At 72.0% G+C, this 21715-nt stretch carries 16 protein-coding genes; 9 read left to right on the top strand and 7 right to left on the bottom strand.

All coding sequences use genetic code 11. The features are described 5' to 3' along the window. Positions 1-93 precede the first annotated feature (93 nt). The 4 genes from ABIC29_RS10350 to ABIC29_RS10365 all read left to right on the top strand — a co-directional run bounded on the left by ABIC29_RS10350 (position 94) and on the right by ABIC29_RS10365 (position 4487). The gene (locus ABIC29_RS10350; protein ID WP_354245096.1) at positions 94-1401 is read left to right on the top strand and encodes an ABC transporter substrate-binding protein; all 1308 of its coding nucleotides are present in this window, start codon (positions 94-96) and stop codon (positions 1399-1401) included. Between the two features lie 78 nt (positions 1402-1479). Beyond that, complete coding sequence (locus ABIC29_RS10355) at positions 1480-2463, top strand: carbohydrate ABC transporter permease (RefSeq protein WP_502915475.1); 984 nt, start codon at positions 1480-1482, stop codon at positions 2461-2463. Positions 2464-2466: 3 nt separating this feature from the next. Beyond that, positions 2467-3378 (top strand): carbohydrate ABC transporter permease, encoded by a 912-nt coding sequence (locus ABIC29_RS10360; protein ID WP_116084255.1) that lies wholly within the window; start codon positions 2467-2469, stop codon positions 3376-3378. Positions 3379-3470: 92 nt separating this feature from the next. After that, a complete protein-coding gene (locus ABIC29_RS10365) occupies positions 3471-4487 on the top strand; it encodes a LacI family DNA-binding transcriptional regulator (RefSeq protein ID WP_116084253.1) in 1017 nt (338 codons plus the stop codon). 206 nt (positions 4488-4693) lie between these two features. Here ABIC29_RS10365 and ABIC29_RS10370 read toward each other — a convergent pair whose 3' ends face one another. Beyond that, positions 4694-5110, bottom strand: a complete 417-nt coding sequence (locus ABIC29_RS10370; RefSeq protein ID WP_116084250.1) for a CBS domain-containing protein — start codon at positions 5108-5110, stop codon at positions 4694-4696. Positions 5111-5441: 331 nt separating this feature from the next. Here ABIC29_RS10370 and ABIC29_RS10375 point away from each other — a divergent pair, with 331 nt between their 5' ends. Then, positions 5442-7637 (top strand): hypothetical protein, encoded by a 2196-nt coding sequence (locus tag ABIC29_RS10375; RefSeq protein WP_354245101.1) that lies wholly within the window; start codon positions 5442-5444, stop codon positions 7635-7637. A gap of 202 nt (positions 7638-7839) precedes the next feature. On the opposite strand, the gene ABIC29_RS10380 is transcribed toward ABIC29_RS10375, so the two are convergent. Further along, positions 7840-8286 (bottom strand): DoxX family protein, encoded by a 447-nt coding sequence (locus ABIC29_RS10380; RefSeq protein ID WP_354245104.1) that lies wholly within the window; start codon positions 8284-8286, stop codon positions 7840-7842. Between the two features lie 94 nt (positions 8287-8380). Here ABIC29_RS10380 and ABIC29_RS10385 point away from each other — a divergent pair, with 94 nt between their 5' ends. Next, positions 8381-8812 carry a DUF4440 domain-containing protein gene (locus tag ABIC29_RS10385; RefSeq protein WP_354245107.1) on the top strand — a complete coding sequence of 144 codons (432 nt, stop codon included), beginning with the start codon at positions 8381-8383 and terminating at the stop codon, positions 8810-8812. A gap of 41 nt (positions 8813-8853) precedes the next feature. Next, positions 8854-9696: an SDR family NAD(P)-dependent oxidoreductase gene (locus tag ABIC29_RS10390; protein ID WP_354245110.1), complete on the top strand. Its 843-nt coding sequence runs from the start codon at positions 8854-8856 to the stop codon at positions 9694-9696. An 84-nt stretch (positions 9697-9780) separates the two neighbouring features. Here ABIC29_RS10390 and ABIC29_RS10395 read toward each other — a convergent pair whose 3' ends face one another. Further along, on the bottom strand, positions 9781-10170 hold the full coding sequence (locus tag ABIC29_RS10395) for a DUF4406 domain-containing protein (protein WP_354245113.1): 390 nt from the start codon (positions 10168-10170) through the stop codon (positions 9781-9783). Between the two features lie 56 nt (positions 10171-10226). Here ABIC29_RS10395 and ABIC29_RS10400 point away from each other — a divergent pair, with 56 nt between their 5' ends. Next, the gene (locus ABIC29_RS10400; RefSeq protein WP_354245116.1) at positions 10227-10988 is read left to right on the top strand and encodes a DeoR/GlpR family DNA-binding transcription regulator; all 762 of its coding nucleotides are present in this window, start codon (positions 10227-10229) and stop codon (positions 10986-10988) included. A gap of 81 nt (positions 10989-11069) precedes the next feature. Here ABIC29_RS10400 and ABIC29_RS10405 read toward each other — a convergent pair whose 3' ends face one another. Genes ABIC29_RS10405 through ABIC29_RS10415 form a run of 3 tightly spaced genes read right to left on the bottom strand, consistent with a single transcriptional unit; the run spans position 11070 to position 15344 of the window. Beyond that, the gene (locus tag ABIC29_RS10405) at positions 11070-12959 is read right to left on the bottom strand and encodes a hypothetical protein (RefSeq protein ID WP_354245118.1); all 1890 of its coding nucleotides are present in this window, start codon (positions 12957-12959) and stop codon (positions 11070-11072) included. Between the two features lie 28 nt (positions 12960-12987). After that, entirely contained in the window at positions 12988-13875 is an 888-nt protein-coding gene (locus ABIC29_RS10410) for a fibronectin type III domain-containing protein (RefSeq protein ID WP_158551844.1), read from the bottom strand. Between the two features lie 23 nt (positions 13876-13898). Beyond that, positions 13899-15344: a dicarboxylate/amino acid:cation symporter gene (locus tag ABIC29_RS10415; RefSeq protein ID WP_116084227.1), complete on the bottom strand. Its 1446-nt coding sequence runs from the start codon at positions 15342-15344 to the stop codon at positions 13899-13901. 261 nt (positions 15345-15605) lie between these two features. Between ABIC29_RS10415 and ABIC29_RS10420 the strand changes: the two genes are divergently transcribed. After that, positions 15606-18722 carry a DEAD/DEAH box helicase gene (locus tag ABIC29_RS10420; RefSeq protein WP_354245123.1) on the top strand — a complete coding sequence of 1039 codons (3117 nt, stop codon included), beginning with the start codon at positions 15606-15608 and terminating at the stop codon, positions 18720-18722. A 150-nt stretch (positions 18723-18872) separates the two neighbouring features. On the opposite strand, the gene ABIC29_RS10425 is transcribed toward ABIC29_RS10420, so the two are convergent. Then, on the bottom strand, positions 18873-21620 hold the full coding sequence (locus ABIC29_RS10425) for a cation-translocating P-type ATPase (RefSeq protein WP_354245126.1): 2748 nt from the start codon (positions 21618-21620) through the stop codon (positions 18873-18875). Between the last annotated feature and the right edge of the window lie 95 nt (positions 21621-21715).

The raw sequence follows: 21715 nt of genomic DNA on the forward strand, positions 1-21715 counted from the left end.
ATTACTGGGATCGCTCACAGGCACGCTGTCGTCCTTCTGGTCGCGCGGGCCCCACGGGGCATCCGCAATCACAGCTTTCGACAAGGAGGACGAATGCGTTCCACAATCCGTATGGGTGCGGTCGCCGCCATCGCCGCCGCAGCGCTCATCATGACCGGCTGCTCGGCCGACGGCGCATCGGAGGGCACCGCCGACGACCCGATCGAGCTCACCTACTGGGCCTGGGCGCCCAACCTCGACAAGGTGGTCGACCTCTGGAACGAGGAGCACCCCGAGATCCAGGTCACCGTCAACAAGCAGGACGGCGGCGACCCCGCCATCACGAAGCTCCTGACCGCGATCAAGGCCGGCAGCGGCGCACCCGACCTGATCCAGGCCGAGTACCAGAAGATCCCGACGCTCGTCGCCTCCGACGCGCTCGCCGACATCGCCGAGTCGGTCGGCGACGACGTGGCAGGCCAGTTCCCCGAGGGCGTGTGGCAGTCCGTCACGCTCGGCAGCGACGCCGTGTACGCCGTGCCGCAGGACACCGGCCCCATGATGTTCTTCTACCGCGCCGACCTGTTCGAGCAGTACGGCCTCACCGTGCCCACCACGTGGGACGAGTACGCCGAGACCGCCAGGGCGCTGCACGCCGCAGACCCCACCAAGTACCTCGGCACCTTCTCGGCCAACGACGCGGGCTGGTTCGCCGGCCTCTCGCAGCAGGCGAAGGCCGAATGGTGGTCGATCGACGGCGACAGCTGGGGCGTCGGCATCGACGAGGAGCCCACGCAGAAGGTCGCCGAGTACTGGGGCGGTCTCGTCGCCGAGGGCGCCATCGACAACAAGCCGATGTACACGCCCGAGTGGAACGCCGCGCTGAACGACGGCAGCCAGGCCGGATGGCTCGGCGCCGTGTGGGGCCCCGGCGTGCTCTCGGGGAACGCCGCCGACACCGCGGGCCTCTGGGAGGCCGCCACCCTGCCCACGTGGGACGGCGACGTCTCCAACGGCAACTGGGGCGGATCGTCCACGGCCGTCACCTCGCAGTCGAAGAACGTCGACGCCGCGACCGAGTTCGCGACCTGGCTGAACACCGACCCCGAGGCCGTCGCCGCGCTCGTCGAGCAGACCGGCATCTACCCCGCAGCGACGGATGCCGCGGCATCCATCCTCACCGAGGCACCCGAGTTCTTCAGCAACCAGCCCGACTTCTACGACGTCGCCGCTGAAGCAGCGCAGGCCGTCGCGCCCTTCACCTACGGCCCGAACGTCAACGTCGCGTTCAGCGCGTACAACGACGAGTTCGCCAAGGCCGCCGAGGCGAAGTCCGTCGACGCGTTCCTCGCCGCGGTCACCGCGATGCAGAAGACGACGATCGACGACCTGAAGGCGGGCGGCTTCTCGGTCTCCGAGTAGCCGGGGCGAGGGGGCGCCCACGCGGCGCCCCCTCTCCCGTCTCCACCAGCACTCCGGCGTTCAGGAAGGACCCGAACCATGACCGCCACGGTCGACGCCCCTCGCGGCGCCACCCCGCCGGCCCCGCGGCATCCGCCCGCCGGGCGCAGCCCGAAGCGCCGTGTGAAGGGCGCGCTCACGCCCTGGCTGATGCTCACCCCCGGCATCCTGCTCTTCGCGGTGTTCATGGCCGCACCGATCTTCTACACGCTGTTGCTCTCGTTCCAGAAGGAGCAGGTGAAGGGCCTCGGCCTCGGCGGCGACTCGCGCACCCGCGAGTTCGCGGGCCTCGAGAACTACGTCGCGACCTTCTCCGACCCCGAGTTCCTCGCGAGCGTCGCGCGGGTGCTCCTCTACGGGCTCATCCTCGTGCCGACCATGCTCGGCCTCGCGCTGCTCTTCGCCCTGCTCCTCGATGCCCGTCGCACCGGCGCGAAGGGGTTCAGCCGGGTCTCGATCTTCCTGCCCTACGCGGTGCCGGCGGTCATCTCGTCGCTGCTCTGGGGCTTCCTCTACCTGCCGGCCGTGAGCCCGTTCTACTGGATCTTCGAACAGCTCGGCTGGGACGACGTGCCCTCGCTGCTCTCCCCGGGGCTCGTGGTCTTCGCGATCGCGAACATCGGGCTCTGGGGCGGCGTCGGCTTCAACATGATCGTCATGTACACCTCGCTCAAGGCCGTGCCGAGCGACATCTACGAGGCCGCGCGCATCGACGGGGCATCCGAGGTGCAGATCGCGTGGCGCATCAAGGTGCCGATCATCATGCCCGCGCTCATCATGACCGCGCTGTTCTCGATGATCGCGACGCTCCAGGTGTTCGCCGAGCCCACGACCCTGAGGCCGCTCACCAACAGCCTCTCGACGAGCTGGTCGCCGCTCATGTTCGTCTACCGCGACGCGTTCACGCGGGACGACATCTACTCGGCCGCGGCCACCTCGATCATCATCGCGCTCGCGACGTTCGCGATCTCGTTCCTCTTCCTCCGCGTCGTGCAGCGACGCGCCTTCGGTCAGGAGGACTGAACCATGACCGTCACCACCGAGACCAGGGCCGCCCTGGTGCCCGAGCTGTCGGGCACCGCCGGACGCCGCGCCCCGAAGGACACCCGCGTCCCCGTCGCGGTCGGCTCCACCGCCGTGCTGCTGCTCGGCGCCGTGTACTGCCTGCTGCCGGTCGCCTGGGTGCTCATCGCCTCGACGAAGGACGCCTCCGAGCTGTTCTCGACCTTCACGTTCGCGCCGTCGACGCACCTCTGGGACAACATCGTCGACCTCACCGCCTACCGCGACGGCCTGTACTGGCGGTGGATGCTGAACACCGCGCTCTACGCGGGCGTCGGCGCCGTGATCTCGACGTACATCTCGGCGCTGTCGGGCTATGCGCTCGCGAAGTACGTGTTCCCGGGCAAGGCGACGGTGTTCCGCATCCTCCTCATGGGCGTGCTCGTGCCCGGCGTGATCCTCGCGATCCCGCAGTACCTGCTGCTCGCGCAGGTCGGCCTCACGAACACGTACTGGTCGGTGCTGCTGCCGCAGCTGATCAGCCCGTACGGCATCTACCTCGCGCGCATCTACGCGGCCGCCGCCGTGCCGACCGACATCATCGAGTCGGCGCGCACCGAGGGCGCCCGCGAGCTGTTCATCTTCCACCGCATCGCGCTGCCGATGATGGGGCCCGGCCTCGTGACGATCTTCCTGTTCCAGTTCGTCGCGGTCTGGAACAACTTCATGCTGCCGTACATCATGCTCGGCGACGACCGGCTCTTCCCGATCACCGTCGGCCTCTCGGGCCTGCTCAACCAGGGCGCGTCGCTGCCGTCGATGTACACGCTCGTCATCACCGGCGCGCTGCTCTCGATCGTGCCGCTCATCGCGCTGTTCCTCGTGCTGCAGCGGTACTGGCGGGTCGACCTCGCCGCCGGCGCGGTCAAGGCGTGAGCCGAGCGGATGCCGCGGGGACGGCCGGGTCGGGCGGGTCGGGCGGGTCGGGCGGCGGGCGGTCCGGGGCCGGGCGCACCTACACTGGCCACGTGAGCGACCACGCGCCGAAACGGCGACCGACGATCGAGGATGTCGCGCGCGAGTCGGGCGTCTCCCGCGGCACCGTGTCGCGGGTGCTCAACGGCGGGCACTGGGTGAGCCCGCCCGCGCGCGAGGCGGTCGAGCAGGCCATCAAGCGCACCGGGTACCGCATCAATCCGCACGCCCGGAACCTCGCGACCGCCAGGGCGAACTCGGTGGCGTTCCTGCTCACCGAGTCGCACGACCGCCTGTTCGAGGACCCGAACTTCTCGGTGCTCATGCGCTCGGCCGCCGACGCGCTCGCCGAGCGCGACCTGCCGCTCGTGCTGCTCATGGCCGGATCCGACGACGAGCAGCGCAGGGCGACCGACTTCATCATGGGCGGCCACGTCGACGGTGCCCTGCTCGTGTCGTCGCACCGCGGACGCGAGGGGTTCCTCAAGCGCCTCGTCGAGGCGGAGGTACCGGTCGTCTCGTGCGGCGTGCCGCTCGGCTACGAGCGCCGCATCGGCTTCGTCTCGGCCGACGACCGCGACGGCGCGCGCGACGTCGTGTCGTACCTGCGGTCGCAGGGGCGCGAGCGCGTCGCGACGATCACCGGCCCGCAGGACACGTCGGGCGGCGTCGGCCGGCTCGAGGGCTACCGCGAGGAGCTCGGCGCCGACTACGACGAGCGGTACGTCGCGTTCGGCGACTACTCGCGCTCGAGCGGGGCGCGCGCCATGGAACTCCTGCTCGAGCAGGCGCCCGATCTCGACGCCGTCTTCGCCGCGAACGACATGATGGCGGCGGGGGCGCTCGACGTGCTCAGGGCTCGCGGGCGCCGGGTGCCGGACGACGTCGCCGTCGCGGGCTTCGACGACGCGCCCATCGCGACCCGCCTCGACCCGCAGCTGACGACCATGCGCCAGCCGTTCGACCGCATCGCGCACGAGATGGTGCGCATGCTGCTCGACGTGTTCGACGGGCGGCCCGCCGGGCGCATGACCCTGCCGACCGAGCTCGTGGTGCGCGAGTCGGCCTAGCGCTCGGGCGGTGACGCGGCGGCATCCGCCCGGCGCGCGGCGCTCGGCGCGGCCGCCCCCGCTCGGCTCCGGGCGCGGCCGACACGCTGGTGAAGCCCGCCGAGTGGTCACGTTCTGCTGTTGTGGACCGGCACGAGACAGCAGATCCTGACCGCTCGGAGGGACGGCGCGGCACGGCAGGATGCCCGAGGTAGCAGCGCCGCCGGTCAGTCCTCCGAGATCTCCGCCACCGTCTCGGCGGTCTCGGTCGCCGAGAGCGAGAGGGCGATGTCGGCCTGGCTGATGATGCCGACGAGCGTGTGGCCGTCGATCACCGGCAGGCGCCGCACCTGATGACGCTGCATCGACTCGAGGGCCTCGCGGATGTCGTCGTCGGCGCCGATCGTCACGGGTGCGCCCTCGCCGAGGCTCCCGGCGGTCACGGTGGCGGGGTCGCCGCCGTCGGCGAGGCACTTCACCACGATGTCGCGGTCGGTGAGCATGCCCTTCAGCCGGTCGTCGTTGCCGCAGATGGGCAGCGCGCCGACGTCGAGGTCGCGCAGCATCCGTGCCGCCTCGACGAGCGTCTGGTCCTCCTTCACGCAGGTCACGTCGGGGGTCATCAGGTCGCGTGCAACCGTCATCGGGTGCTCCAATCGTCGTGCGGGTCATCGGTGCGCGGGCCCATCGGTGCGTTGGGTGCATCGTAGGCACGGCCGCCTCCGGTCCGCGCGGGGGTTGACGAGGCGGCATCCGGCGGTCGGATGCCGCGGGCGGGCGTCTCCGGGCAGGGCAGACGTCCGCGGGTCAGGCCGTGTCTTGCGAGTCCGGGCGTGATCCGCGCGCTCTCGCCTGACTCGGGGCACACCTGCGTACCCGTTCGGGCAGTTCGGCCGCCGCACGGTGGCCGCGCGCGGGCGGCGGCGATACCTTCGACGTGCGCGGGGGACCGCTCGGTCCGCGCGGGGAGTATCGATGGCGGTGCGCGTCTGCGAGGTGTGCGGGGAGGCCAATGAGCCGTCCGCGCGCTTCTGCCGCGTCTGCGACGCCTATCTCGGATGGGACTCCGGCGCGGCGACGCTCGACGGCGAGCCGCTCACGGGCACGGTGCCGACGATCGTCGATCCGGCCGTTGCGGATGCCGGCGCTGCCGCGCCCGACGTCGCGCTCGCGACGGCGGGCGAGGCGCCGGAGCCTGTCTCGGGCGAGACGCAGCAGACGGCGGATGCCGGTGGCGGACCGGGTGCACCCCCGAGCGCCGCCGCGACCACTGGCGCCGCCGCGACATCCGCCGCAGGGGCTGCCAGCGCTGCCGGCCCCGCCCCCGGGACCTCCCCGGGCGCGACGAAACCGACCCCCGAGACCTCCGCCCCCGGACCGTCGGCCCCGTCGTCGACGACGCAGCCGCACCCCGCGGCATCCGCCCGCGTCGAGGCGCCCGAGGCGGTGCTGGACATCGCCGAGGCGACCATCGGCCCGAGCGCCCCGGTCACGCTCGTGCTGCGGCTGACCAACCCGTCGTCGATCGTCGACGGCTACGCGATCGAGCCGATCGCGCCGCCGCAGTGGCTCGAGTTCTCCCACGGCGACACGCACCTGATGCCCGACCAGGAGCTCGCGGTGCCGCTGACGCTCGGGCTCCGCGCCGACGTGCTCGTGCTCGCGCAGCGCGTCGCCCTCACCTTTCGCGTCTCGTCGCTGGCCGACCCGGAGCGGGGCGTCGAGGTCGCGGTGCAGCTGACCGTGCCGCCGCTCGGCCCGAGCGCGACGCTCGAGGTGCGGCCGAGCCTCATCCGGCTCGAGGACCACGCGGCCGGCGAGTTCACCGTGCGCCTCGACAACCGTGCGGCGAACTTCCCGCAGACGGTGCGGCTGACGGCCGCCGACGCGGAGGGCGTCGTGCGCTTCGCCTTCGCGCCCGACGTCGTCACGGTGCCGCCGGGCCAGGTGGTCGAGCTCGAGGTCTCGTTCACCGCGCCCGCGCCCGAGCCCGGTCGTGAGCTCAGCCGCCAGATCACGGTGGAGGCCGGCAACGACGCCGGTCGCGCAGCCGTGCCGCTGACGCTCGTGCAGCGCACCGCCGCCGAGCCCGTCGACGCCCCGGTGCGCGTGCGCGTCGAGCCGAGCTCGTTGCGCGTCGAGCGCGGCAACACGGCCGACTTCGACGTGCTCCTCGACCATCGGGGCGGGCACCGGCAGGTGACGCTGTCGCTCGCCGGGCGGGACCCGGGGCGCGCGATCGGCTTCGCGTTCAGCTCGGCGCAGGTCGTGCTCGAGCCCGGCGCCGTCGCGCACGTGCGCGGGCGTCTCGCGGCGCCGGCTCCTCCGCGCGGCGGCACGGTGCAGTACCCGTTCTCGGTCGTCGCCTCCGACGGCGTGCAGGATGTCGAGGCGGCGGGCACGGTCGAGCTCTCGTCGCCGCCCGAGCCGATCCTCACCGCGGCGATCCGCGTCGACCCGCCGTCGCAGCTCGTGGTCAACGAGCGGCAGGCCGTGTTCCAGGTGACGGTCGACAACCGGCGCGGTGTCGAGCCCCTCGGCGTGCGGCTCGAGGGTGCGTCGGAGGACGGCACGGCCCGGCTCGCGTTCACCCCTGCCGAGCTCGTCGTCCCGCCCGGTCAGGGGGTCGTGGCCAGGCTCGTGGTCGAGGCCCCGCGCCCGGAACCGTCGGAGTCGGCCACCCGTCGGTTCCGCGTGATCGCGACCGACGGCGTGCGCTCGATCGAAGCCGACGCGGCGCTCACCCAGGCGAGCGCCGACCGGCGGCCGGTGACGAGCCGGGTCCTCGTGACGATCGGCGGCCTGCTGGTGCTCATCGGCGCGTTCGCCGAGTGGTTCGCGAGCTTCCCGCCGTTCCTCCCGTCGGTCGAGCTCATCGGCGCCCTCGTGCGCGGCCAGCTGGACCTCGGCGACATCACGCTCTCCGAACCGCCGATCCGCGTGTGGGTCATCCTGTTCGGCGCGCTCATGCTCCTGGGCATGATCGGCAGGTCGGGCCGCCTGACCAGGGTCAGCGCGGTGCTGATCGTGCTCGTAACGGTGGCCTGGCTGATCTTCCTCGCGGTCGCCGCGTTCGTGCCGCCGCTCGGGCTCGGGCTCTTCCTCGTGTGGCTCGGCTGCGTACTCGGGTTCATCGGCGGCATCCTCGCCCGGCCGCGACCCGAGAACTGACCTCCTCGCCGGCCGGAGCTCAGGCCTTCGCCCGCTGCTCAGGCCGGTCGCGGCCGGTGCGTCCTGAGCCGGCGACGTTCGCCTGATCCGGCGTCGTCCAGCGGTGCGGATGCCGCGGGCGGGCCGTCGGCGCCGGGCGTGCGGATGCCGCGGGCGGGCCGTCGGTGTCGGGCGTGCGGATGCCGCGGGTCGGCCGTCGACGTCAGCCGCGGCGCCGCGGGCGGTCGGGCGCCGTGCTCCAGAGCGCCCACGCGACGAGCACGGGCTGCAGGAACAGGCGCACGAAGCGCGCGCGGTCGGTGCGCATGAGCGGCGCCGGCCGGCCGGTGCGCCACTGGTGCACGTTGCCGGGGAAGACCGCGACGAAGAAGGCGGCGATCAGGGCGCCGACCCTGCGGCGTTCGCGCGGCAGCCCGATGACCGCCGCCCCGAGCAGCACCTCTGCGGCGCCCGAGGCGACGACCACGCCGTCCTTGTCGATCGGCGCGACCTCCTCGACCCAGTCGGGCACCACGATGCGGTAGCCCTTGCGCGCCCAGAACAGGTGCGAGAGTCCCGCGAGGACGAGCAGGCCGGCGAGCAGCCAGCGGGCGAGTGGACGGATGACGGTGAGCGGCCGGGTCGGGCGGCGGTTCGGGCGTCGGCGCATCGACCAAGTGTCGCACCGCGGCATCCGGGGTGCGGATCTTTCGTGGATGTCGCCGAACTCGTCGATTCGCCTCCCCGGTGTTCGTCGTGGAGATATGACGAAGCATGCAGACCTGCCACCCGGCCTCGCCCGCGAGTACCGGATCGACGAGGCCGAGATCACCTGGATCGCGTCCAAGCGCGCCGCGGCGATGCGCGCGAGGGACGCCGACTGGCTCGCCGCCCGATATGCGCCGGGCGCCCCCGTCGTCGGCACGACGCCGCCCATCACGCGGATCGCCGACCCCGTTCGGGACGCCGTGCGCATCTGGGAGTGGTTCGAGCTGGTGCAGGGGCGGATCCGCTGGTCGGTGCGGATCGAGTCGGTGCAGCTCGACGGCGATCGCGCGGTGTGCCGCCTCACCGAGCGGGTGTCGTACCGCGTGCTCCGCGGCCGGCGCGTGCAGCTGAACCTCTCGACCACGATCGGACTGCAGCGCGATGCCGATCGCTGGCGCATCACCTCGGAGTTCGCCGTCGAGGCGTGACCTGTGCGCCTAGGCTGGTGCCCCGACCAAGAGGAGACAGCGTGGCGAAGAAGGTCATCGTCATCACCGGCGCGAGCGACGGCATCGGGCGCGCGGCAGCCCGGCGGCTCAGCGCCGACGGGCACCGTGTCGTCATCGTCGGGCGCTCGCCGCAGAAGACGCAGGCGCTCGCCGACGAGCTCGGAGCACCGCACCACCTCGTCGACTTCGCCGACCTGGCCTCGGTGCGCGCGCTGGCCGCGGACCTCGCGGCGCGGCATCCGCACATCGACGTGCTCGCGAACAACGCCGGAGGCGTGTTCGGCACGGAGCGCACCGTGACGCGCGACGGGCACGAGACGACCTTCCAGGTGAACTACCTCGCGCCGTTCCTGCTGACCCGGGAGCTCATGCCGACGCTCGTCGCGTCGCGGGCGACCGTGATCAACACGTCGAGCCTCGCCAACCGCCTGTTCGCCAGGTTCGACCTCGACGACCTCGAGTCGGACGTGTCGTACCGGCCGGTGCGCGCCTACGGCAACGCGAAGCTCGCGCAGATCCTCTTCACCAAGGAGCTCGAGCGCCGTCACGGCGGCGAGGGCGTGACCTCGACCGCGTTCCATCCGGGCGCGATCGCGACGAACTTCTCGGCCGAGCGCGGATCGGGCATGGCCGGCCTGTACCGGTGGCGGCTGCGCGACCTCGTGCTCGCCTCGCCCGAGCGCGGCGCGCGAACCCTCGTGCACCTCGCCGAGGGTGAGCCAGGCATCGACTACCCGACGGGTCGGTACTTCACGAACGCCAAGCCCGCGCGGGCGAACCGCCTCGCCGACGACGCCGACCTCGCCCGCGAGCTCTGGGATCGCTCGGCGGCGATGCTCGACGAGGTGCCGGCCGGGTCCTGAGGCGGCGGATGTCGGTGGGCGGCCCGAGCGCGCACGGTCGCGGCCGCTCGGCGGCTCACCGGAAGGCGCGCCGGGCGAACGTGCTCAGCAGGGGATCGACGCTCGATCGCCGACGCCCGGCACCTCGTCGAGGCTGAAGTAGACCGGCAGGTCGCGCGAGCGCGCGATGGCGACGTCCCGGTCGGCGCCGCGGGACTCGCCCGGCAACCGGAGCACGGCGTCGCAGCGCTGGAGCAGCCGTTCGGCGGTCGGGTACATCACCTGTTCGGCGAGCGGGTCGGTGGGTCCGCTGGCGCCCGCACTCTGCAGCACCGGGAGTGCGACCCACTCGCCGATCATCGGCACGTGGCCGGCCTGGAAGAGCGGCCACGCGGCCTTCTCGAGGCGCGCGAGGTTCTGCTGCATGCGGGCCGGGTCGCCGTTGGTGCCGGAGGCGTAGGGTCCGGCGATCAGGATCATCATCGAGGTTGTCATGTCCTGCAGCGTAGTGCAGAATGTGTATAAACATGCAAGAACGTGAAGGAGTGCGAATGCTGGCCGCCACCCGACGGGAGCTCCTGCTCGACCGGCTGAACCGTGATCGACGCATCGTCGCGAAGGACGTCGCCCTCGAACTCGGCCTCTCCGAAGACAGCATCCGCCGCGACCTGCGAGAGCTCGCGGCCGAGGGGCTGCTCACACGCGTCTACGGAGGAGCCGTACCGGCGTCGCCGGCCGTCGCCGACTACGCCGCGCGCACCGGGATCGCCTCCGACAGCAAGGAGCGGGTCGCCGCCGCCGCCGCGGCACTCGTGCAGCCCGGATCCACGGTCATCCTCGACGGCGGCACGACGAACCTGGCCGTCGTCGAGCACCTGCCGCGTGCACTCGAGTGCACGGTCGTCACGCACAGTCCGACCATCGCCGTCGCGCTGCTCGACCACGCCGCCGAGGTGATCCTGATCGGCGGGCGGCTCTTCAAGCACTCCGTCGTGGCCTCGGGCTCCGCGGCCGTCGAGGCGGCGAACCGCATCAACGCCGACCTGTTCCTCCTGGGCGTCACGGGCATCCATCCGACGACCGGGCTCACGACCGGCGATGCCGACGAGGCCGCCATGAAGCGCGTGCTCGTCGCCAGGGCGGCCGAGACCTTCGCGCTGGGCAGCGCCGAGAAGGTCGGCGCCGCCTCCGCGTTCCAGGTGCTCCCACTCGACGCGGTCACCGGCCTCGTGCTCGACGTCGAGGCCGACGCGACCTCGCTCGCCCGCCTGCGCGAGACCGGCGTGCGCATCGTCGAGGCCGGCACGCGCTGAACCGGAAAGGCGGAACGGGTGCGGATGCCATCGCATCCGCACCCGTTCCGGTGTCGCGTGTGCCCGGGTCGGGCTCTCGGACTATGCCGCTCCTCGTGCCCGCAGGCGGACGACGGCGAACACGGCTGCTGCGGCGACGAGCAGGGCGATCGCCGTCCAGGCGAGCGGGCCGACGAAGCCGGCTCCCGTGTGCGCGAGGCCGTCCGTCGAACCGCCGGCCGCGGTCGCCGAAGCCTGCACGGTGATGGCGGCGGATGCGACGGTGACGCCGTCGATCGTGACCGCGATCGTGTGCGCGCCCGCCGGGATCGTGGCCGGGATGGTGGCCGCGTAGGTGAACGCGCCGTCGGCGTCGGTGCTCACGGTTCCGAGCGTCTGCGGCGTCGAGCGGATCTCCACCGTGAAGCCGCTCGTGCCCTCGGCGAGGCCGCTGCCGGTGACGGTGATCTTGCCGCCGGGACGGAGGTCGCCCGAGACGGCGACCGAGCCGAGCACGTCGGACGGCTTCTCGGTGGGGGGAGTGGTCGGCGGCGTGGTGGCGGGCGGGGCGGTGGTGGGCGGAGTCGTCGGCGGCGTGGTCGGGTCGACCGTGGTGCCCTCGCCGATCTCGCTGAAGAAGGTGGCGAGCGAGGCGATCGCCTCATCGGCGAAGGCGAGCTGGGTCGCGAGGCCCGCGTCGGCGGGGGTCTTCTCGTACCGGCCGGGCTTGTCGATGACGTACCACCACTCGGTCATGTACTCCTTGTAGGTGCCGTTGCCGTTGTCGTGGATCCACTGGCGCACGACGGGCGATGCCGTGCCGTCGACGACGCGGCCGTGCTCGTACTCGAACACGTACGGCACCTGGAGCTTCTTCGCGGTCGCGAGCGCCTGGCCGCGGTCGCCGCCCGGGTAGTAGTCGACCTGGCCCGAGACGCCGGGCACGTACTGCGTCACGAGGTTCGGCAGGTACTTCGCGACGAGGTCGCCGTAGAAGTCGGCGAACTCGGAGTTCGTGTCGCGGATGTGCAGGTCGTTCGACGACGCGCCGTCGAGGCGGAGGTCGAAGAAGTACACCTTCTCGACATCGTTCGCCACGGCCTCGGCGTTCACGTCCTTCAGGACGGCGCGGGTGTTGTGGCACCACGTTCCGCCGAAGAACAGCACGAAGTCCCCGTCGGACTCGAGGAGGTGCACCAGTTCGGGGTAGGTGACGGTCTGCACGCGCCAGTCGGAGTCGGCGTCGGAGAGGATCGTCGCGCCGCCATAGGCGTCGGCGCCCTTGTAGTCCTTGAAGTGCTTCGCGTTCACGGCGGTCGACGTGAACGTGAACTGGCTGCTCTTCGAGAGCGTGCCCGCCGCCGAGAACACTCCGGCGACCTCGGCCTGGTACGACGCGAGGGCGCCCGGCGCGGCGAGCTGGGCGCTCGTGATCGGAGCGGTCAGCGCGCTCACGATGCGGTCCTCGACGCCGCCCTCGGTGTGCGACTTGTCGTAGACGAAGAAGTACGGGTCGTCGGAGCCGTCGAACGGCGTCTGCGTGTCCTTCGAGAGGTTGTCGGCCACGACCCGAGCCCACAGTGGCGCCACGTCCGCGTTCGTCGTGGTGCGGATGTCGAGGCTCTCGCCGTCGAGCTTCGGGTCGAACGTGAACACCTGCGTGACGCCCGCGGTCTTCGCGGCCGCGTCGATCGCGGCGATGGTCGCCGTGGTGCGCTCGTCTTCGGCCCCGCCGATGAGGAACGCGAAGCGCCCCTCCTGTCCGAGCAGCCACTCGAAGCGCTCGAAGGTGACGGTCTCGATCACGCTGTCGGCGATGCCGTAGGTGTCGGCGACGTAGTCGACGGTGTCGATGGTCGCACCGCTCGGCGCTGCGGAGGCCGGCGCCGCGACGGCGGCGGCGCCGAGGAGTGCGGCACCGCCGAGCGCGAGCGTCGTGGCGATCGCCACAGCGCGGTGGCGGCGTCTCGGCGGGTGTCGGTGGTCGGACATGTGGTTCCTTTCGGGGAGGGTGCGGGGGTCAGGAGACGGTGTCGGTCGGCGCGGCGGCGTCGGCCTTGCGGCGGCGCAGCAGGCGCTGGCCGAGCAGCGCGAGGGCGCCGACGGCGACGAGTGCGACGAGGATGCCGGCGCCGGCGAGCCAGCTCGGCGCGCCCGGCTCGGACGTGGCCGCGGTGCGCTCGACGGCCTCCGCCGTCGGCGCGGCGGTTCCGGCGATCTTCACGGCCGACGAGGCGGCGGATGCCGTGCCGTCGCCGACCGCGTTCGTCGCGACGATCGTGGCCGTGTACGAGCCCGCGCCGAGCTTCGCGAAGGTGTAGCTCGTCTTGCCGGCCTCGACCTTGATCGGGGTGCCCTTGTTGAGCGAGAGCTTGTAGCCCGTGACGGGCGATCCGCCGTCGGCGGGCGCCGACCAGGTGATCGTCAGCGACGCGCCCTTCGCGGCGAGCTTGGGGGCGGAGGGCGCTTGGGGAGCCGTCGTCACGACGGCCGCGGGCTGGTTCGCGGTCGCCGCGGCATCCGTCGTGCTCGTGTCGCTCGTCGCACCCGAGGTCGAGGTGCCGGTCGACGTGCCGCCGGTCGAGCCGGCCGAGGTGCCGCCGCCGGTGCTCGGCGCGGGCGCCGGGGCCGGCGCGGGCGCCGGGGCGGGAGCGGGAGCAGGTGCCGGCTCCGGGTCGGGCGCGCCGCCGCCGCTGATCGCGGGCGGCGGGTCCTCCTGCGTGCTGTCGTAGGGGTAGCCGCCGAGCTCGTCGCACGCGCCGAGGTCGAAGTTGATGGAGCACAGGTCGCAGACGTCGCCTGCGGCCTGGGCCGGCGTGCTCCAGATGAGGAGGAACGTCGGCACCGAGATCGCGAGGACGATCGTCGCGGCGAGGGTGCGCAGCCTGGAACGCACGGTGGTGGTCATGGAGGATCCTTCGGTTCGACCGGTCACGGGACCGGCGTGAGGCGAGCGGTGGCGGTGGGGTCTGCGGCCGGGGCGGCGTCGGCATCGAGGGGGCGAGGCGCGGCATCCGTCGGGTCGTCGAGGTCGGAGTCGTCGTCATCGGGTGCGTGGCGTCGTCCGGCGAAGATCTCGTCGTCGAGCGCTCCGGCGCGGCGCGCGACGATCGTGGCGCTCGTGGCGGCCGCGGTGACGTTCGCCATGGTGCTGGCGGTGCCGGCGACGGCGCTGATCGGGATGAGCAGCACGAGCACCTCGATGGGCAGCCCGACCGCGGTGAGCACCGCGGTGGCCGTGATGATGGCGGTGCCGGGCACGCCCGCGGTTCCGAGGCTGACGAGGAGGCCGAGCACGACGAGCACGACGTAGTCGAGCACCGTGTACTCGATGCCGAGCGCGTTCACGGTGAACACCGCGACGAGCGTCGGCCAGATGCCGGCGCAGCCTGGCATGCCGATCGTGGTGCCGATGGGGGCGGTGAAGCCCGCGACCTCCTCGCTGACGCCGACCTTGCGCACGAGGGTCGAGATCGTGAGCGGCAGCGTGCCGATGCTCGACTGCGTCGTGAACGCGGTGTACTGCGGCGGGGTGATGAGCTTGAAGAAGCGCAGCGGCGAGAGATCGGCGAAGAGCTTGATGAGCACGCCGTTCACGAGGTACGCGTCGACGAAGCAGGCGACGAGGGCGATGACGAGCACGCCGACGAGCGAGAGGGCCGTCTCGAGGCGGGCGACCGCCGTCGACGTCGTCGAGGCGACGAGTGCGAGCACCGCGTAGGGCGTGAGGGCGATGATGAAGCCGACCGCCTTGAAGAACACGCGCTTGGTCGCGTCGACGACCTCCTTGAACGCGCGCACCTTCTCGGGCTTGCGGTCGGCCACGAGCAGGTACGACACCGCGATCAGCAGCGTGAAGAGGATGATGCCGATGATGTTGTTCGACCCGATGTCGCCCACGACGTTCGAGGGGAAGAGGCCGACGATGACCTCGTCGAGCGGGCGCAGCAGGCCCGTGAGCGTCGAGCCGTCGACGCCCTCGAGGTCGAGCTGCGCGCCCGTGCCGATGCCGGTCGCGAGCGCGAGCCCGAGCGTCAGCAGGATCGCGATGAGGTTGGTCAGCAGCAGCCAGAACACCGAGCTCAGGCCGATGGTGCGCAGCTTCGCGAGGCTGCCGAGCGACGTGATGCTCGCGAGCACCGAGACGATGATGAGCGGGGCCACGATCGCGGTGATGACGTTCACGTAGACGGTGCCGATCACGTCGACGTAGTCGAGGTGCCCCTGGAACAGGAGTCCGACGCCGATGCCGACCGCAAGGGCGATGACCGTGAGCAGGGTGAACGAGGCGCCGGCGCGTCGCAGGAGGAAGACGCCGACGAAGAGCACGGCGGTCGCGCCGAGTGCGGCGAGCGACAGCCAGTCGAGGTCAATCATCGGTCGGGTTCGGGGTGACGGGTGGTGTGGTGCAGGGCATGACGCGAACGTAGTGAACCTCGCGCGATGGTCGTCGAAGCGTTGCGCGGTGTGAATGCCGGTTACGGCATGCGACGCGGAGTGACACCGGATCGGGGATCCGAAGCGGATTCGCGGCGGTTGTGTTGCGTCGCGTGACGACGTTCGGATGACGCCGTGTGACGTTCGAACCGACCGCCGATGCCCTGCGAGCCGGTCGGCGGTCCGTGCGAGCATGTGGGGATGACCGATTCGCCGCCGCCTGCGCCCGACCGCGGCGCCGGCGACTGGCGTGCCGCACTCGCGCCGCTCGGCGCGGCGGCCGCGGCAGGCCAGGGCGACCCCGGCCGCCCGGCGATCGGTGCCCGCGCAGCCGGCGGCGGGGCCGGCGCCCCGGCCAAGCGGCTCGGGCTCCAGTTCGAACTGCGTCGTCGCGTGCAGCGTCGCAGCGGCCAGTGGCAGGGCCCGCGCGACGAACCGGCCCTGCGTGCGACCTCCGTCGACCGGCTCGCGGTGCGCCCGGTCACGCAGGGTGCCCGCGGTGCGTGGATCAAGGGCTCGCTGACCTGGCAGAACATCGCGTACCAGGGCGAGGCCGGCGGCTTCGCCCCCGCGCAGGCCCGCTGGTTCGCGCAGTTCGCGTTGCTGAAGGGCAGCTCGCCGAGCGTGTTCACGACCTACGGGTCGGAATGGGTGACCCTCGACGAGTTCGAGAGCCCGCTGCTCTGGGCGCTGCTGGCCGAGGCCGGGCGCCTCGGCATCGCACTCGTCGGCTCCGAGGCCACGTCCGACGTGCTCGTGCACGGTGCGGCCACGATCGCGTTCGACGTTCACGAGGCCGCCGACGGCGCGCTGACGCTCACCCCCGAGCTCGCGTTCGACGGCTCGCCGCGCGCGCTCGCCGACGTGCGCGCGATCGGCGAGCACGGCGCCTACCGCTTCGACTTCGACGACGGATGCCTCGAGCTCGCGCCGTTCGTCGAGCCCGTGACGCCCGCGGCCCGCGCCCTGCTCGAGGCGGCGGCCCCCACGTCGGGTCGCTCGGCGCCGCACGACCGGGCGGTGCACGTTCCGGCGGCCGAGCAGGCGGAGTTCCTCCGCGCGTTCCCGGCGCTCGTGCGGTCGATCGCCGTCACGAGCCGCGACGGGTCGTTCACGCCGCCGCCGCCGGTTCCGGCGGTGCTCGTGCTCGCCGCGCGGTTCGAGCCGCACGACGTGCTGCGCCTGGCGTGGCACTGGGAGCATGCCGACGGACGCGTCACGCCGGTCGGCTCGACCGAGGCCGGCATCGATGACCCGACCGCAGCCGCGACCGCCGCCGCGCCCGCCGATGATCCCGACCTCGACGACGACCTGCTCGCGCGCGTCGCCGACGTGCTCGGCTGGGTGCCGTTCGACACGGTGCTCATCCGAGGGGTCGACGCCGCCGAGTTCTGCGCCGAGCGCCTGCCCCAGCTCGAGGCGCTCGCCGGCCGGCATCCGCTGCGCATCGAGATCGAGGGCGAACGCCCCGACTACCGGCTGCTCACCGAGCAGCCGAAGGTGCGCGTCACGACGGTCGAGTCGCTCAAGACCGACTGGTTCGACCTCGGCGTCGTCATCACGATCGACGGTCGCTCTGTGCCGTTCATGCCGCTCTTCCGTGCGCTCGCGAAGGGCCGGCGTCGGCTGCTGCTCGTCGACAAGACCTACCTCATGCTGAACCAGGCGGTGTTCGACCCGCTGCGCGACCTCATCGAGGAGGCCGGCACGCTCGCCGAGTGGGAGACCGGCCTGCGCATCCACGCGAGCCGCACGAGCCTCTGGGCCGACTTCGAAGACCTCGCGGATGTCGCCGAGCCCGCGGTCTCGTGGCGCCGCACCGTCGAGGCGCTCGAGCACGGCCGCGTCGAGGAGCTGCCGCAGCCCGAGGGCGTCGTGCTGCCGCTCCGGCCCTACCAGCTCGCCGGGTTCCGCTGGCTCGCCTACCTGTGGGGGGCCGGCCTCGGCGGCATCCTCGCCGACGACATGGGCCTCGGCAAGACCGCGCAGACGCTCGCGCTCATCGCGCATGCGCGCGACACGGCCGGCGGCGGGCCGTTCCTCGTCGTGGCCCCCACGTCCGTCGCGTCGAACTGGGTGCACGAGGCGGCGCGCTTCACGCCCGGGCTGCGCGTGGCCTCGGTCACCGCGACCGAGGCGAAGCGCAGGGGCACCATCGCGGATGCCGCGGCCGACGCCGACCTCGTCGTCACGACGTATGCCGTGCTCCGCCTCGAGGCCGACGCCTTCGCCGCGATCGACTGGGGCGGCCTCGTGCTCGACGAGGCGCAGTTCGTGAAGAACGCGGCGACCAAGGTGCACGCGGCGGCCCGCGGCATCCGCGCCCCGTTCCGGCTCGCGGTCACCGGCACGCCCATCGAGAACGACCTCGGCGAGCTCTGGGCGATCCTGCAGCTCGTGGCGCCCGGGCTCTTCCCGTCGCGGCGCTCGTTCGACGAGCGGTACCGCCGCCCGATCGAGCAGGACCGCAACCTCGATCGACGTGAGCGCCTGCGGCGTCGCATCCGCCCGATCCTGCTGCGCCGCACGAAGGAGCTCGTCGCCCCCGAGCTGCCGCCCAAGCAGGAGCAGGTGCTCGAGGTCGCGCTCGCTCCCGCCCACCGGCGCCTCTACGACGCCATGCTGCAGCGCGAGCGGCAGAAGCTGCTGGGCCTCATCGACGACCTCGACCGCAACCGGTTCATCGTCTACCGATCGCTCACGCTGCTGCGCATGCTCGCGCTCGATGCGACGCTCATCGATGACGAGCGCTACGCGGGCGTGCCCTCCGCGAAGCTCGACGCCCTCTTCGAGCAGCTCGACGACGTGCTCGCCGAGGGGCACAAGGCGCTCGTGTTCAGCCAGTTCACGTCGTTCCTCGGGCGTGCGAGGTCGCGCCTCGACACGGCCGGAGTGCCGTACGCATCCCTCGACGGGTCGACCTCGGTGCGCCGTCGCGACGCCGAGATCGCGCGATTCCGCGACGGCGAGGCATCCGTGTTCCTCATCAGCCTGAAGGCGGGCGGCTTCGGCCTGAACCTCACCGAGGCCGACTACGTGTTCCTGCTCGACCCGTGGTGGAACCCCGCGAGCGAGGCGCAGGCCGTCGACCGCGCGCACCGCATCGGGCAGCAGAAGCAGGTCATGGTCTACCGGCTCGTCGCGACCGACACGATCGAGGACAAGGTCATGGCGCTGAAGGCCCGCAAGGGCGAGCTCGTCGCGTCGATCCTCGACGCGGGGCTCGACGCCGATGGCGATGCCGAAGCGGATGCCGCGGGCACGCGTGCTGCGGAGGCGCTCACGGCCGACGACCTGCGCTCGCTCCTCGAGGGCTGACCGCGAGCCGACCGGCGTGGCGGCCGAGCGGCCGGCGGCCGAGCGGCCGAGCGGCCGCCGCATGGGCGGCCGAACGTCCGGGCGTCGAACAGCCGAGCGGCCCGACTCGCGTCGGGCCGCTCAGCTCGGTTCAGATCGGTCGGGCGCTGCTCAGCGGGTGAGCACCGGCGCGGCGACGCCCTGGCTGCGCGCGCGGCTCGCCACGCGGCGGCGACGGAAGAACTTGTCACCCTCGACGACCACGAGCAGTACCAACGTCAGCCCGATGCATCCGAGCCACTGCCAGCCCGTGAGCGAGACGGTGCCGAGCGCGCGCTGCAGGAAGGGGATCTCGGTCGACGCGACGATGAGCAGGACCGGCCAGACCAGGATCTTCGCCACGGCCGCGATGGGCGCCAGCAGGCCCGACTCGGGGGTGCGACGCATGAGCAGCGCGCTCAGCACGGTGGCCAGGCCGAGCACGACGTAGGCCATCGTCATCGACGCAGTCGGCTCGGTCGGGCTCGGGGCGTCGGGACCCCAGAGCAGCGGCACGAGCGCGATCAGGAAGATGACGGCGCCGTAGACGAGCCACTCGACGAGCGACACCCGATTGACGACGCCGACCTTCGGGTCGCGCGGCGGGTGGTTCATGATGCCGGGCGGGTTCGCGTCGGCCGCGATCGCGAACACCGCGAACAGGGCCACGAAGAAGTTGATGAACAGCACCTGGGCCGGGAACAGCGCGACGCCCTCGGCGATCGAGAACGCGCTCGCGGCGAGGAACAGCATGATGAGGCTCAGCAGCTGCGTCATCTGGAACCGCAGGTACGCGGTGATCTTCGAGTAGACGATGCGACCGATCTCGACCGCGTGCACCAGGGTCGCGAAGTTGTCGTCGGTGAGCACGAGCTTCGCGGCCTGCTTCGTCACCTCGGAGCCGGAGCCCATCGCGACGCCGATGTTCGCCTGCTTGATCGCCGCGGCGTCGTTCACGGCGTCGCCCGTCATCGCGACGATCGCGCCGTCGGCCTGCAGGAGCCCGACCAGGCGGAGCTTGTCGTCTGGGGTGACCCGGCCGAACACGTGCAGGTCGGGGAGGCGACGCGAGAGCTCCTCGTCGGTCATCTGCTTGAGGTCGGCGCCGCTCACGGCGCCGGTGCCGAGGCCGAGCTCGGCGCCGATCGCCCCGGCCGTCACGGCGTGGTCGCCCGTGATCATGCGCACGTCGATGCCGGCGTTGTGGGCGATGGCGACGGCATCCTTCGCCTCGGATCGCAGCGGGTCGACGATGCCGACGATGCCGACGAGCGTGAGCTCGGAGACCCAGGCCATCGGCTCGGCCGCGATGCGCGCCTCGTCGCCGTCGTCGAGGAAGCGGGCGGCGATCGCGAGGGTGCGGAGCCCGGTGGCCGACATGCCCTCGAGCGTGGTCGTCGCCTCCTCGGAGGCCACGGGCACGATCTCGCGGGTCTCGCCGAGCATCGTCGTGCAGCGCCCGAGCACCACGTCGGGTGCGCCCTTCACGATGAGCACGAGCCGTTGCTCGCCCCGGTACGGGATGCGCTGCAGCGTCGCCATGAACTTGTAGTCGGAGTCGAACGGCACCTCGGCGAGCCGGGGGTAGTCCTTGCGAGCCTGGTCTGCGTCGATGCCGAGCCGCGCGGCGAGCACCACGAGCGCAGCCTCGGTCGGGTCGCCCACCACCTCGCCGTCGGCCGACACCGTCGCATCGTTCGGCAGGCCGATCGCGAGCCCGAGCGTCGGCGCGTCGAGCGGTTCGTCGGAGGTGCCGAGCACGCTGCCCTCGAACGAGTAGCCCTCGCCGGTGACCCGGTAGGTGCTGCCGCCGAGCCACGCCGTGCGCACCGTCATCTTGTTGAGGGTGAGGGTGCCCGTCTTGTCGGAGCAGATCGCGCTCGTGGCGCCGAGCGTCTCGACGTCGTTGAGCGACGTGACGATCGCGCGCTCCTTCGCCAGCTTCGAGGCGCCCCACGCGAGCAGGCTCTGCACGAACACCGGCAGGCCGGTCGGGATCGCGGAGATCGCGACGGCCGTGGCGAGGAAGAGCAGCTCGTCGAGGCTCTGCCCGCGCGCGAAGCCGATGAGCACGATGACGAGCACGGCGCTCCAGGCGATGATGCCGAGCACCTTCGTGAGTCCGTCGAGCTCGAGCTGCAGGGGCGACTTCTTGTCGCCGACCTGCGTGAGCAGCGACGCGATCCGGCCCATCTGGGTGCGCATCCCGGTCTCGACGACGACGATGCGCGCCGTGCCGCGGGTGACCGACGTGTTCTGGAACACCATCGACGTGCGGTCGGCGAGCGCGGTGCCCGCGCTGTTCTCGGCCGGGCCCTTCGGGATCGGCAGGGATTCGCCGGTGAGCGAGGACTCCTGCGTCTCGAGGTTCGCCGACCGGAGGATCCGGCCGTCGGCCGGGACCAGGTCGCCGGACTCGAGTTCGACGATGTCGCCGGGAACGAGTCCGGTCGCGTCCATCTGCACGAGGACGCCGTCGCGGATGACCCGCGCCTTCGGGGTCTGCAGCTTCGCGAGCGCGTCGACGCTGCGGCGCGCCTTCACCTCCTGCTGTGTGCCCGTGATGACGTTGAACAGCACGAGGACCGCCACGATGATGGCCGTCGTGACCTGCCCGATGAGCAGCGACACGATCGTCACGGCGATGAGCATGAGCGTCATGAGCTCGAGCACCTGGCTGAGGGCGATGCGCCAGACGTTCGGCGGCGGTGCGCTGTGCAGTGCGTTGGGCCCGGCCTCGGCGAGGCGCTTCTCGGCCTCGGCCGCGGTGAGTCCGCGCGCCCCTTCGCTCTTCGCCTGCGCGATCACGGCGTCGGGGGCGAGTGCCCACCATTCGACGCCGTGCTCCTCCGACGTGCTGTGCGGTGCTTCGATCGTCACGCGAACCCCCAGATCGTTGCGACACGAGCCCCCGATGCCGTGCCGACACTGCACACACTAGTGCGAAGGCCTGTGCCAGCGGCAGAGCAATCCGG

Source organism: Agromyces sp. PvR057, assembly GCF_040547485.1.
Taxonomy (GTDB): Bacteria; Actinomycetota; Actinomycetes; order Actinomycetales; family Microbacteriaceae; genus Agromyces.

What these genes read in the sequence shown, in the direction of transcription:
- ABIC29_RS10375 (WP_354245101.1), top strand. Translation starts at nt 5,442, where the DNA reads ATGGCGGTGCGCGTCTGCGAGGTGTGCGGGGAGGCCAATGAGCCGTCC.
- ABIC29_RS10370 (WP_116084250.1), bottom strand. Translation starts at nt 5,110, where the DNA reads ATGACGGTTGCACGCGACCTGATGACCCCCGACGTGACCTGCGTGAAG.
- ABIC29_RS10420 (WP_354245123.1), top strand. Translation starts at nt 15,606, where the DNA reads ATGACCGATTCGCCGCCGCCTGCGCCCGACCGCGGCGCCGGCGACTGG.
- ABIC29_RS10355 (WP_502915475.1), top strand. Translation starts at nt 1,480, where the DNA reads ATGACCGCCACGGTCGACGCCCCTCGCGGCGCCACCCCGCCGGCCCCG.
- ABIC29_RS10405 (WP_354245118.1), bottom strand. Translation starts at nt 12,959, where the DNA reads ATGTCCGACCACCGACACCCGCCGAGACGCCGCCACCGCGCTGTGGCG.
- ABIC29_RS10410 (WP_158551844.1), bottom strand. Translation starts at nt 13,875, where the DNA reads ATGACCACCACCGTGCGTTCCAGGCTGCGCACCCTCGCCGCGACGATC.
- ABIC29_RS10350 (WP_354245096.1), top strand. Translation starts at nt 94, where the DNA reads ATGCGTTCCACAATCCGTATGGGTGCGGTCGCCGCCATCGCCGCCGCA.
- ABIC29_RS10360 (WP_116084255.1), top strand. Translation starts at nt 2,467, where the DNA reads ATGACCGTCACCACCGAGACCAGGGCCGCCCTGGTGCCCGAGCTGTCG.
- ABIC29_RS10395 (WP_354245113.1), bottom strand. Translation starts at nt 10,170, where the DNA reads ATGACAACCTCGATGATGATCCTGATCGCCGGACCCTACGCCTCCGGC.
- ABIC29_RS10385 (WP_354245107.1), top strand. Translation starts at nt 8,381, where the DNA reads ATGACGAAGCATGCAGACCTGCCACCCGGCCTCGCCCGCGAGTACCGG.
- ABIC29_RS10415 (WP_116084227.1), bottom strand. Translation starts at nt 15,344, where the DNA reads ATGATTGACCTCGACTGGCTGTCGCTCGCCGCACTCGGCGCGACCGCC.
- ABIC29_RS10380 (WP_354245104.1), bottom strand. Translation starts at nt 8,286, where the DNA reads ATGCGCCGACGCCCGAACCGCCGCCCGACCCGGCCGCTCACCGTCATC.
- ABIC29_RS10400 (WP_354245116.1), top strand. Translation starts at nt 10,227, where the DNA reads ATGCTGGCCGCCACCCGACGGGAGCTCCTGCTCGACCGGCTGAACCGT.